This window comes from Aeribacillus sp. FSL K6-3256 (genome assembly GCF_037965805.1).
GTDB lineage: Bacteria > Bacillota > Bacilli > Bacillales > Aeribacillaceae > Aeribacillus > Aeribacillus composti.
Genome location: NZ_CP150188.1, coordinates 3,752,767 through 3,764,574, shown reverse-complemented (window position 1 = coordinate 3,764,574; position 11,808 = coordinate 3,752,767). Strand labels below are relative to the sequence as shown.

Here is an 11,808-nt window from a genome sequence, read left to right as displayed (position 1 = left end):
GAAGGAAATGAGCCTTAATTTCAGTGTTCTTGCGAGCGGCAGCACAGGGAATGCCATTTATGTAGAAACAGATGAACATTCCCTGTTAATCGATGCAGGATTAAGTGGTAAACAAATGGAAAATTTGTTTCAAGAAATTCAACGGGACATAAAAAATTTAAGCGGTATATTAGTCACCCATGAGCATAGCGATCACATCAAGGGACTTGGAATTTTAGCGAGAAAATACGAAATTCCGATTTTCGCGAATGAAAAAACGTGGAAAGCAATGGAGAGAGAAATCGGCGAAATTCATTTAGAACAAAAGTTTACTTTTGAAATCGGCGAAACGAAATCGTTTGGAAGTTTAGAGGTTGAATCATTTGGCGTTTCCCATGATGCAGCAGAACCAATGTTTTTTGTGTTTCACCACCGTGGAAAAAAACTAGCGTTAATTACTGATACTGGATATGTAAGCGACAGAATGAAAGGGATCATACGCGGTGCAGATGTTTTTATTTTTGAAAGCAACCATGACGTAGAAATGCTGCGAATGTGCCGGTATCCTTGGAATGTAAAACGAAGAATTTTATCTGATGTTGGACATGTTTCAAATGAAGATGCTGCACTTGCTATGGCTGATGTCATTGGCGACAAGACGAAACGAATTTATTTGGCGCATTTAAGTAAAGAAAATAATATGAAAGAGCTCGCACGAATGTCTGTCCAGCAAGTATTAGAGAAAAAAGGATTCGTTGTCGGAGAACAATTTGAATTATATGATACAGATCCAAAGAAACCGACGCCTCTCGTAGCTGTTTAAATGTTTGAATTTCCCCATCGTTGGGTATGTTAATGTTGTCATATATTTTTCCTGCCAGCTCGCGTTATACTATAATAATGTAGATAAAATCATTCGTCATCGGAAAGGAATGATGAGGCGATGGGATATTATGATGATGATTTTGAACGGTATAATAACAGAAAACAAAGGGGAAACTGGGGCGGATCATTATTGGCTGGGTTAATCGGAGCCGTGTTAGGCGCGTTATTAGTTATTTTCTCCCTTCCAGCATTAGCACAATTCAATATTCTTCCATATAATCTGAACATCAGTCCAGAGCAAAATGAGGAAGGGGAAACAGGAAATGTCCAAGGGCCAGTCAAAACAGTAAATGTAAATGTGAATTCAGCAGTTACAGAAGCAGTTAATAAAGTGAGTGATGCGGTTGTCGGAGTCGTCAATATTCAGCAAGTAAGCTTCTGGGATCAAACACAAGAGGGAGAAGCAGGAACAGGATCAGGGGTCATCTACAAAAAGGAAGGCGATAAAGCCTATATTGTAACAAATCATCATGTTGTAGCCGGAGCGCATCAATTGGAAGTTGTATTAAACGACGAAACACGCATTCCCGCTGAACTTGTCGGCAGTGATCAGCTGATGGATTTAGCAGTATTGGTTGTGGATGCAAAGCATGTTAAGAAGGTTGCTGAATTCGGCAATTCGGACACAGTCAAACCGGGTGAGCCGGTGTTGGCAATCGGAAACCCGCTCGGCTTGCAATTTGCTGGGTCTGTTACACAAGGGATTATTTCTGGAACAGAACGGACCATTCCTGTTGATATTGATGAAAACGGAACAGTGGATTGGCAGGCGGAAGTGCTGCAGACGGATGCCGCGATTAATCCAGGAAACAGCGGCGGAGCACTTGTGAATTTAGACGGGAAAGTAATTGGAATTAATTCCATGAAAATTGCTGAATCCGCGGTGGAAGGAATCGGACTGTCTATCCCAATTAACATTGCAATTCCGATTATTAATGATCTTGAAAAATTCGGCGAAGTGAAGCGTCCATATATGGGAATCGGTCTTCAGTCTCTTGAAGACATCCCAAGCTATTATTGGGAAGAGGCATTAAATTTGCCAAAGGGCGTTAAAAACGGCGTGATTGTGATGAGTGTTGAGCCGATGTCGCCAGCTCAACGCGCAGGTTTGAGAGAGAAGGACGTAATTATAGAGCTTGCTGGGAAAAAGGTTGAAAATGTTCTCCAGCTTCGAAAGCAGCTATACAGCCAAAAGGTTGGAAGCACAGTGGAAGTAAAATTCTATCGAAATGGCGAGTTGAAAACAGTGAAGCTGAAGCTCGTTGAACAAAAATCTTTTTAAAGAACAGGAAGGCGGAATCAGCTTTCCTGTTTTCATTATGGGGTAGGAGGATTATAAATGTATTGCTGCGAGGATCATATTGATTTAGCAATCGACATGTATGTAGACCAGTATGAAACAGCACCAAATATTCAAAAAATTAAATTTAATCACAGCTTATCCACAACCTGTGAATTGTGCAAAAAAACCGCAGTATATATAGTTGGGAACTGATTTTCGGGCACGAAATATAGAGGTGTTCATCCACAATTGTGGATAAAATCTGTGGAATATTTGTTATTTTGTGTGGGAAATAGTTATCAACATGTTGATAAAATAAAAAAGGGGAAATATGAAAGTTGAACATTCAAATTATAGCGATTGGGAAGCTGAAGGAAAAATATTTAAAGCAGGGAATCGACGAATATTTAAAGCGTCTTTCATCGTACGCAAAAGTTGACATCATTGAACTTCCTGATGAAAAGGCTCCTGAACAAATAAGCCCGCAGGAAATGGAACTAATCAAAAACAAAGAAGGCGAACGAATTTTAGCCAAAATCCCGTCCGATGCATACGTCATCGCCCTTGCCATTGAAGGCAAGATGAAATCCTCGGAAGAGTTCGCACATAGTATAGATAAACTGGCCACATACGGAAAAAGCAAAATCGCCTTTCTAATCGGAGGCTCTCTCGGCTTAAGTAAAGAGGTAATGAAACGGGCGGACGAAGCCCTCTCCTTTTCCAAAATGACCTTCCCTCACCAGCTCATGCGTCTCATTTTGCTCGAACAAATCTACCGTGCTTTTCGCATAAATAGGGGAGAACCGTACCACAAATAGTGGTAAAGCAGAAAGTTGAAGTTGTGCTTGATAAAAAATGGTTGGCGAAAATAGTAAAATAACAGACATATAGTACCGATTTATCAAGGATATCCTTTATAAACATAGCTAAATATTATTGTCGAAAGAGATGGACAGGTTGTTATAACTTGTCCTTCCTATCTCTCATATCTATTTAATATTCACCAAAAAATTGCCTTAAATTGCTCCTAGAATTGGAGTGAATCAAAAAAGTATGATTCATCACTACTTTTGGTGATTTTGGCAAAAAAGAAGAAAACACTTACGAAAACCTGGCAATAATGTTAGCTACCACACAAACATAAGGAGGTTTCGTAAGTGCTTTCTATATCACTAGAATTACCAGAATTTGAAGTGATTAAACAACTTTCTTTCTCAATGAAACTAGAAGGATACCGTTTTTCAAAAAATGGAATCCTTGTGAAAGTAATTGTAATCTTTTATTCACTTTTATGCGCCAGGATTGTTTATTGGTAATTTTACTTTTATTTCCGTACCTTCTTTAGGTGAACTTTCAACCTGTATATCACCTTTATGCATTTCAATGATTTTCTTTACGATAGAAAGTCCTAATCCACTCCCGCCATTTGATCTGTTTCTTGATGGATCGGCTTTATAGAAACGCTCAAATATGCGCATTTGAACCTCTTTTGTCATCCCAATTCCCGTATCTTTAATGATTACCGCTATACTATCCGTATCGTTTTTCAATATTTTTACCGTTATTGTCCCATGATTTGGCGTAAATTTAATGCTGTTATGGATTAAATTAATCCAAACTTGATCCATCAAGTCTTCATCAGCTCTGATGGTCATTTTATTTAGTGAAACATCCATTTCAAGGTCTTTATTTCTCCATTGTGGTTCCATCGAAAGGATCACTCTGCGTAATTGTTGGTCTAGACGATAAGTTTTTGGTTGAAACGGCGGATGAGCTGACTCTAATGAAGTCAGCTTTAACAGATTTTCGCTTAGCTTTGACAGCCGAATACTTTCTACCTCAATGATTTGCAGGTATTGTCTGCGTTCTTCAGGAGATAAATGGTCATTTTTTAAGGCATGAGCAAATCCTGAAATGGATGTTAAAGGTGATTGGATTTCATGAGAAACATTGGAAATAAACTCTTGGCGCATTTGTTCCATTTCGCCAAGCTGCTTTGCCATATGTGTAATACTTTCTGCTATTTCATAAAAAGGATGATTTCGATTCCCAATCTCTTCTTTGTAGAAAGAAAGATCAATATTAAAATTCCCTTGAGCCATGTTTTTCATGGCATCAATCATAGGACGGAAAAAAAGGCTCTGCTTTTTTTGAATAAAGCCAATTTTAGAAATACCGTACATGATAAGGCCAAAGAGGAAAAATCCTAAAAATGAATCAATAATATACCTCGCATAGAAAGATATACGATTAATTGAAAAAATATGGAAAAGCGATGAGGTGATGAAAAACGACGCTGTCCAGCATAAAAATAACAGGAGTAAAATGGCTAAAACCTCGCCGCTTTTTTTTAAAAACTTGATGATTTTCATTTTTTCACCTCTAAACGATAACCGAGCCCGCGAATCGTCGTAATTTTAAAAGGATAGTTCTCATCTGAAAAACGCTGACGAAGACGTTTAATGTGAACGTCTACAGTTCGCTCATCCCCTTCGTAGTTATACCCCCAAATATCCTCTATCAACTGCTCTCTTGAAAAGGTTTTACCAGGATGTGCTACAAGCTTATATAAAAGTTCAAATTCCTTAAGTGGCAGTGTGATCTCGTTCCTGCCGTCAAACACTTGGTATGTAGAGCGATCAAGCTCAAAATTTCCAATATTCACCTTATTGGAAATAATGATTTGGTAACGTTTGAGTAATGCCTTTATTCTAGCAAGCAATTCAGCTGGATGAAATGGTTTCACCAAATAGTCATCTGCCCCAAGATTAAAGCCTTTTACTTTTTGGGCTGTTTCTCCCTTTGCAGTCAGCATCAAAATCGGAAGAGAATCAGAATAATAAGTTCTAATGTTCTCGCAAAGGTCCCAGCCATCCATATTTGGCATCATGATATCAAGAATGATGAGATCGACTTTTTCTGAATCAAGCAAGGATAACGCATCTTTCCCGTCCTCAGCCTCAAGAATCGTAAAGCCTTCATCGGACAAGATAACCCGAATCAATTTACGAATATGAGGGTCGTCGTCTACAATTAAAATTTTTGCCATGACTTTTCACTCCTTTTTCAAAGTGATGATCAATTTTACGTCCTTAAAAACTATTTAATTTTTATAGTATACTCCTTTTTTATGAACTAAATATGAATAAAAGAGTAGAAAGCCTTTTGATTTGAAAGTTTATATTCAGTTCATAAATGACTGTTACTATGGATGCAGTTATAGAGGAGGTATGTGGAAATGAAGCATTTACACCGAACATTGCCAGACAATGTTGATTGGGCCATTGAAACGCACGGACTCATTTAAAACTTTTGGAGAAAAATGTGCGGTTGATGGCGTAAATTTGAATGTGCGCGCTGGTACAATCTACGGCGTGCTTGGGTTAAACGGGGCAGGTAAGACTACCATAGTCGGAATGCTGCGACTTTATTGCGGCCGGACGTAGGTTCGATTGTAGATGTTTTAAACATTTGCATTTGGAATAAATGAAAGATCTTCAAAAGAGGTGGTCTAGGGGAGTTATTTTCCTCAATGTGAATATATGTAGTTATAATCAAATAGACAAGCCATTCAATATTTTTTATAACTTGTCTTTTACTTTTCTTACGACTATCGAAAATCAGTAATACAGATAGATAGAGGAGAGGTTAAGCTCTACTCCGTAATTTTAGTTGACTTCATTAAATTATTGTATAAACTCTTTAACTTTTTATTTTTTTACAAAAGTAAATGTCGATCACTAGCTGTAGATGTATGGCTAAAATTTTCATTTTATAAAATAGTAAGTTTAGTCGTCCTCATCACTTTTCATCTAGTTAATTATTATATTTTTATATTAAATTTTAAAGATTATCTAACCCTCTTATTCCTTCATAAATGATTTTCTCCTTTTTATTATTACTTTACTCGACATGTCTCAAAAGTTCATATTTTTTTCATATATATTGTGAAAAATTTCACAAATAGATGTTATACTAACTTTGTAAGCAAAATAAATAATTTAGGGGGAGGTTGTAATACATATTGTGAAATATTTCACAAAATCATTTCATTGATTTTAAAGTAAGGGGCTGAACAAGATGCATGTATGGGAGCAAGTTTATAATCCATTGGGAAATATATGGCTTTCAGCTATTATAGCTGCCGTTCCGATCATCGTTTTTATTGTTTTGCTGACAGTATTTAAATTAAAAGGCTATATAGCAGGGCTTTTCAGCATAATTGCTGCAGGCATTTTTGCCGTCTTTATTTATAAAATGCCTGCAATCTTAGTTTTGATGTCTGCGATATATGGAATTTTAGTCGGTTTATGGCCAGTAGCATCAATCGTATTTGCTGCTATTTTCCTTTATAAAATAACAGTAAAAACCGGAAAATTTGCCATTATTGAAAAAAGTATTTCTTTTATTACAGTGGATCAAAGATTGCAAGTTCTTATTGTGGCATTCTCATTTGGGGCATTTTTAGAAGGAGCTGCAGGATTTGGAGCACCCGTTGCCATAACGGCAGCCATTTTAGTAGGGCTTGGATTTAGTCCGTTATATGCAGCTGGTCTTTGTTTGATTGCAAACATAGCAGGCGGTGCATATGGAGCAATGGGGATTCCGGTAACTGTTCCCGCCCTCCTTACAAATTTGGATGGTCTAGTTGTGGGAAGATATACAGCATTGATCCTTCCTGCATTAAGTATTGTCGTAGCATTCCTGCTGATATTTATCATTGATGGATTCAAAGGAATTAGACAAACCTTCCCAGCCATTTTAGTAAGCGGGGGTTCATTTGGGCTTACACAGGCACTTGTTCTCACTTTTTTAGGGGCAGAACTAGCAGACATCTTTGCAGCGATTGTGAGCTTAGTAGTATTAACTTTATTTTTACAAGTATGGAAACCTAAAGAAATTTACCGTGTAAATAGAGAGAAAGCGGTAGATAAGCAAATTAAGTATTCTTTTGGGAAAATCGCTTATGCTTGGCTGCCATTTGTATTTTTAACCATATGTGTTACTTTGTTTAATCTACCATTTTTTAAAAAATTATTTCTCCCAGGCGGCCTTTTAGAAAAGCTAGTGTTGTTGTTTCCAATTCCAGGATTGGACAACTTAGTTATAAAACATGCACCAATTGTGACGCAAGATGCTCCAATGGCTGCGGTATTTAAGTTGGATTTATTTTCATCTACGACAACAGCGATTGTAATGACAATCATTGTCGCAAGCATTCTTTTTCGCTGCAGCAATAAGCAGCTTAGAGAAATCGCAAAAGAAACTTCAAAAGAATTAGTATCACCTGTTCTAACCATTTGCAGTGTACTTGCTTTTGCTTATATTTGTACTTACTCTGGCATGTCATCAACATTAGGCTTAGCATTTGCTTCAACAGGTAAGGTATTTCCTTTATTCTCGCCAGTGCTGGGGTGGTTAGGAGTATTTTTAACAGGATCTGTTGTAAACAGCGGTTCCTTATTTGCTCCACTTCAAGCTGTCACTGCTTCACAAATTGGAATAGCACCTGAAACGATGGTTGCTGTCAATGTAATGGGTGGTACAATGGCTAAAATGATTTCACCTCAATCAATTGCTGTTGCAGCTGCGGCAGTTGGATTAGCAGGAAAAGAAAGTGATTTATTTAAAGTGACAATAAAATATAGTTTATGTTTGCTTGCTGTAATTGGATTAGTTAGCTGGCTACTATTTTAATCATATAACATTTTAAGGAGGATGTATAACTATGAATAAAGAAAAAGTAAATCGTGTTGTAATCGTTGGAACAGGAGCTGTAGGCTGCAGTTATGCCTATTCACTAATTAATCAGGGGGTCGTTGAGGAATTAGTTTTAATTGATATAAATGAAGCAAAAGCTGAAGGCGAGGCGATGGATCTTAATCATGGAGTGCCGTTTGCACCTTCGCCAATAAAGGTATGGAGCGGTTCTTATCAAGATTGCGCAAATGCGGACTTAGTTGTTATTACTGCGGGATTGGCACAAAAACCAGGTGAAACCCGATTGCAATTAGTTGAGAAAAATACGCGAATATTTAAACAAATTATCAAAGAGATTATGAAAAGTGGATTTAATGGCATATTTTTAGTGGCAACAAATCCGGTAGATATCTTAACTTATGTCACTTGGAAGGAGTCAGGACTGCCAAAGGAACGCGTCATTGGTTCAGGAACAGTCTTAGATTCTGCACGTCTAAGATTTGAATTAGGGAAGTATTTCAATGTGGATACAAGAAATATTCATGCAATTATCATAGGGGAACATGGAGATACCGAGCTTCCAGTTTGGAGCCATGCCAAGATCGGAATAGAGAATCTTGATGATGTTTTAGAGAGAAAGAAAGATTTAAAGAAAGAATGTTTAGAGGAAATCTTCGTAAACGTCCGTGACGCTGCTTATCATATCATTGAGCGAAAAGGGGCGACATACTATGGAATAGGAATGTCCCTTGTCCGAATTACAAAAGCAATTCTTAAAAATGAAAATAGTATCCTGACAGTATCTTCCTATCTAGAAGGTGAATATGGACAAAATGATGTATATATTGGAGTACCTGCCAAACTTAATCGTAACGGTGTTCAAGAAATAATCGAAATTGAACTAAACGAAAAGGAAAAAGAACAATTTAATTATTCCGTTTCAGTGCTAAAAGAAACGATAAAATCTGTCATTTAATCCAGCGACATGCTCTGTAGTGACCCTTGTATCGGGAACGTTTAGGAAACAAGGATTGGGAAAACCAATTTACGATTACTAACTGCTGCGAGGCTTGTTAGGATGAAAAACTCAACAGCTTTCCAAGGATATGGGATGGTCATAATGACCGCGTTTTTCTAAGGCTTGCGGTGTTGTAAAGCTATTTGAAGGGTGATCATTACTCAGATACAAAGAACAAAATCGCTGCCTATTGTTTTTGAATGTTTGCTTTTTCTATTGAATGTGCTCTTGCATGGAGTTTCTCCTTTCAAATGTTGGATCGCATTTTCATTTTAACGGAGACCCTCTATGCAAGGGCTATTATTTTGCGAATTGCCTCTGATTTTATTTACCAACACAGTATTGTATATCACCAAAGCTTCTATACCATTCAATATACCCCAAATTCTACCTTATTTTTCCTCAGTAACTTTATCTGTTGCGAAGCACCAATCTTGGCTCGATCATTCTTTTAAAGATGATAAATGGCAGGTTCCTTCATATAAAGCTTCTGCATATTTATTTCCTATAAATATACATATATTGGATAAATAACACGGATCATTAAATTTTCTGATGAAAATTACTGCATTTGTTGCCACGTGACTATATTAGGCGAATTATATTTACTAAAAAAATATTTTTATGGATAAGCAGAGAGAAACAATAACGATCTATATGATATTGATGACAAAAGAAGAATGTCTATTGTTGTTTATGGACGCGACACCGATCCATTTAGGATGAACCACGTCCATAAGCGGTATAAAACTGATTCATGCTTTTGCCGGGCAAATTTCCAGCATTAACATGTTTCATCATGGGGATTCATTGTTCATATTCAGTTCATAAAGAGGTGTTACCATCACCAATGTACTTAGTTGCAGAGGAGGAAATGAAATGGGACATAGATACCAAACAGTGTCAAGCAATGGTGATTGGGCTATTGAAGCGCACGGACTCGTAAAAACTTTTGGCGATAAACGTGCGGTTGACGGCGTAAATTTGAATGTGCGCGCTGGGACAATCTACGGCGTGCTTGGGCCGAACGGGGCAGGCAAGACCACAACAGTCAGAATGCTGGCGACTTTATTGCGACCAGACGCAGGTTCGGCATACATTTTTGGTTATGATGTGGTGAAGGAGCCGCAGATCGTGCGTCAGTTGATTGGTGTGACTGGCCAATATGCATCGGTTGACGAGTCACTCAGCGCGATCGAAAATCTAGTCATCTTTTCTCGGTTGCTAGGGTTGAGCCGTACCGAGGCAAGGCGCAAAGCTCTGGAGTTGTTGGAGGAATTTGGTTTGACAGAAGCGGCGAAGCGCCCGTTGAAGCATTTCTCCGGCGGTATGCGGCGCCGGCTGGATCTGGCAGCAAGCCTTATTGCACAGCCGCCGCTCATCTTCTTAGACGAGCCGACTACAGGACTGGATCCACGCACGCGCAATCAAATGTGGGAGACGATCCGGCGATTGGTCAAGCAGGGATCAACCGTACTGTTAACAACTCAGTATTTACAGGAGGCTGACGAACTAGCTGATCGAATCGCGGTGATTGATCGCGGCCGAGTCGTTGCCGAGGGAACAGCGGATGAGCTGAAAGCGTCGGTAGGCAGTTCGTCACTGCAATTGAAAATCCAAAATGTAAAAGATATCGAAAATGCTCGGCAAATTATTGAACAGGTGCTCAAAGTCCGGTCCAATGTGTCGTTGGAAACAGGAAAGATTACGGCACCGATGGCGGACGCCGACCGAGTTACGGATTTGCTGATCGCTCTTCGCGAGGCAGGGATCCACTTGTCTGAATTGAGTGTTCAGAAGCCGACTCTTGACGAAGTCTTTTTAACCATTACTGGTCATAGTGTGAGGGAGGACACAACAGAGACATTCGATGAAAGAGAGGAGGAAAGGATATGAAAAATGCTTCTAATCAGCTAGTTGCAAAGCGTCAACTAAAAAACAATACAAGCTTTGGACAGGCAGTGCGCAACTCGTTGACGATGGCCTACCGTGGTTTACTGAAGATTCGGCGTACGCCTGAGCAATTATTTGATGTTACGCTTCAGCCAATCATCTTCACCTTAATGTTTTCCTACATCTTTGGCGGGGCGATCTCGGGAAATGTGCATAGTTATTTGCCGATCATCATTCCTGGTATCCTCGTGCAGACTGTTATCGCGACATCTGTTGTGACCGGAATCCAACTGCGAGAGGATATGGATAAGGGCGTGTTCGACCGTTTTAAGTCGCTGCCAATTGCCCGCATTGCTCCGTTGGCGGGCGCTCTGTTGGCAGACACCATCCGATATACCATTGCAACAGTGCTCACGTTTGTGATGGGGTATATCATGGGCTATCGTCCAGAAGGAGGACTGGGGTACGTCGTCATCGCTGCGGTTTTTGTCATTGTATGTTCTTGGGCAATCAGCTGGATCTTTGCTTTTTTTGGCGTGATTGCGCGCACGGCTTCAAGCGTACAAGGAATCGCAATGCTTTTGCTGTTTCCGCTAACGTTTCTTTCTAATGCTTTTGTTCCAGTCAAGACGATGCCCGATTGGCTTCAATGGTTTGCGAAGATTAATCCAGTTTCGCATATTATTACTGCCGTCCGTGATCTGATCAATGCTGGAACTATTGGCTCGGATTTTGCTGTCTCTCTCATCGGGGCTACTGCCATTGTGGCAATCTTTGCGCCCATCACCGTCCGTGTATATATGCGCCGGGCATAAATTGGATATTGTGTATTGATCTGTTCGCGATATCCTAGTAAAAAAGCTTTTACCGAAAAATTACGGAACCTTGCTGCTTACAGAACTTTTAACACATCATATATAATTTCACATGTCTGATATAATTATTTCAGTCACTGCTGACATCCCTTCATTACCTTCCATTAAACAAGTTGCCTAACTCGGAGTATGGTATTGAAGGGATGCTGGCAAGTGGTTTTTTATATCATATATGG

At 39.1% G+C, this 11,808-nt stretch carries 10 protein-coding genes and 1 pseudogene; 9 read left to right on the top strand and 2 right to left on the bottom strand.

Annotated features, from left to right (window positions below):
- The first annotated feature begins 7 nt into the window (after positions 1-7).
- The 4 genes from NSQ84_RS18060 to rlmH all read left to right on the top strand — a co-directional run bounded on the left by NSQ84_RS18060 (position 8) and on the right by rlmH (position 2,964).
- Positions 8-802, top strand: coding sequence for an MBL fold metallo-hydrolase (locus NSQ84_RS18060; RefSeq protein ID WP_130158225.1), 795 nt, complete (start codon positions 8-10; stop codon positions 800-802).
- Positions 803-922: 120 nt separating this feature from the next.
- Positions 923-2,146: a S1C family serine protease gene (locus NSQ84_RS18055; RefSeq protein WP_130158227.1), complete on the top strand. Its 1,224-nt coding sequence runs from the start codon at positions 923-925 to the stop codon at positions 2,144-2,146.
- A 57-nt stretch (positions 2,147-2,203) separates the two neighbouring features.
- On the top strand, positions 2,204-2,359 hold the full coding sequence (locus tag NSQ84_RS18050) for a CxxH/CxxC protein (RefSeq protein ID WP_130158229.1): 156 nt from the start codon (positions 2,204-2,206) through the stop codon (positions 2,357-2,359).
- 125 nt (positions 2,360-2,484) lie between these two features.
- Positions 2,485-2,964 carry a 23S rRNA (pseudouridine(1915)-N(3))-methyltransferase RlmH gene (gene rlmH, locus NSQ84_RS18045; protein WP_130158231.1) on the top strand — a complete coding sequence of 160 codons (480 nt, stop codon included), beginning with the start codon at positions 2,485-2,487 and terminating at the stop codon, positions 2,962-2,964.
- A 471-nt stretch (positions 2,965-3,435) separates the two neighbouring features.
- Here rlmH and NSQ84_RS18040 read toward each other — a convergent pair whose 3' ends face one another.
- Together NSQ84_RS18040 and NSQ84_RS18035 are read right to left on the bottom strand one after the other, a co-directional pair.
- Positions 3,436-4,518 (bottom strand): HAMP domain-containing sensor histidine kinase, encoded by a 1,083-nt coding sequence (locus tag NSQ84_RS18040; RefSeq protein ID WP_130158233.1) that lies wholly within the window; start codon positions 4,516-4,518, stop codon positions 3,436-3,438.
- A complete protein-coding gene (locus tag NSQ84_RS18035; protein WP_066251791.1) occupies positions 4,515-5,195 on the bottom strand; it encodes a response regulator transcription factor in 681 nt (226 codons plus the stop codon). The genes NSQ84_RS18040 and NSQ84_RS18035 overlap by 4 nt, the downstream gene beginning before the upstream one ends.
- Before the next feature lie 189 nt (positions 5,196-5,384).
- Here NSQ84_RS18035 and NSQ84_RS18030 point away from each other — a divergent pair.
- The 5 genes and pseudogenes from NSQ84_RS18030 to NSQ84_RS18010 form a co-directional block, all read left to right on the top strand.
- A pseudogene (locus NSQ84_RS18030) lies at positions 5,385-5,597 on the top strand (ATP-binding cassette domain-containing protein); the annotation flags it as partial.
- 629 nt (positions 5,598-6,226) lie between these two features.
- Positions 6,227-7,843: a lactate permease LctP family transporter gene (locus NSQ84_RS18025; protein WP_066251792.1), complete on the top strand. Its 1,617-nt coding sequence runs from the start codon at positions 6,227-6,229 to the stop codon at positions 7,841-7,843.
- 31 nt (positions 7,844-7,874) lie between these two features.
- Positions 7,875-8,822 carry an L-lactate dehydrogenase gene (locus NSQ84_RS18020; protein ID WP_066251795.1) on the top strand — a complete coding sequence of 316 codons (948 nt, stop codon included), beginning with the start codon at positions 7,875-7,877 and terminating at the stop codon, positions 8,820-8,822.
- Between the two features lie 921 nt (positions 8,823-9,743).
- Positions 9,744-10,760 carry an ATP-binding cassette domain-containing protein gene (locus NSQ84_RS18015; protein ID WP_066251801.1) on the top strand — a complete coding sequence of 339 codons (1,017 nt, stop codon included), beginning with the start codon at positions 9,744-9,746 and terminating at the stop codon, positions 10,758-10,760.
- Positions 10,757-11,572 carry an ABC transporter permease gene (locus tag NSQ84_RS18010; protein WP_066251805.1) on the top strand — a complete coding sequence of 272 codons (816 nt, stop codon included), beginning with the start codon at positions 10,757-10,759 and terminating at the stop codon, positions 11,570-11,572. Before NSQ84_RS18015 ends, NSQ84_RS18010 begins: the two co-directional genes overlap by 4 nt.
- Positions 11,573-11,808: the final 236 nt, after the last annotated feature.

Bases quoted from the DNA above. Each gene is read 5' to 3' on its own strand.
- NSQ84_RS18060 (WP_130158225.1), top strand. From the start codon at position 8: ATGAGCCTTAATTTCAGTGTTCTTGCGAGCGGCAGCACAGGGAATGCC.
- NSQ84_RS18055 (WP_130158227.1), top strand. From the start codon at position 923: ATGGGATATTATGATGATGATTTTGAACGGTATAATAACAGAAAACAA.
- NSQ84_RS18050 (WP_130158229.1), top strand. From the start codon at position 2,204: ATGTATTGCTGCGAGGATCATATTGATTTAGCAATCGACATGTATGTA.
- NSQ84_RS18040 (WP_130158233.1), bottom strand. From the start codon at position 4,518: ATGAAAATCATCAAGTTTTTAAAAAAAAGCGGCGAGGTTTTAGCCATT.
- NSQ84_RS18035 (WP_066251791.1), bottom strand. From the start codon at position 5,195: ATGGCAAAAATTTTAATTGTAGACGACGACCCTCATATTCGTAAATTG.
- NSQ84_RS18025 (WP_066251792.1), top strand. From the start codon at position 6,227: ATGCATGTATGGGAGCAAGTTTATAATCCATTGGGAAATATATGGCTT.
- NSQ84_RS18020 (WP_066251795.1), top strand. From the start codon at position 7,875: ATGAATAAAGAAAAAGTAAATCGTGTTGTAATCGTTGGAACAGGAGCT.
- NSQ84_RS18015 (WP_066251801.1), top strand. From the start codon at position 9,744: ATGGGACATAGATACCAAACAGTGTCAAGCAATGGTGATTGGGCTATT.
- NSQ84_RS18010 (WP_066251805.1), top strand. From the start codon at position 10,757: ATGAAAAATGCTTCTAATCAGCTAGTTGCAAAGCGTCAACTAAAAAAC.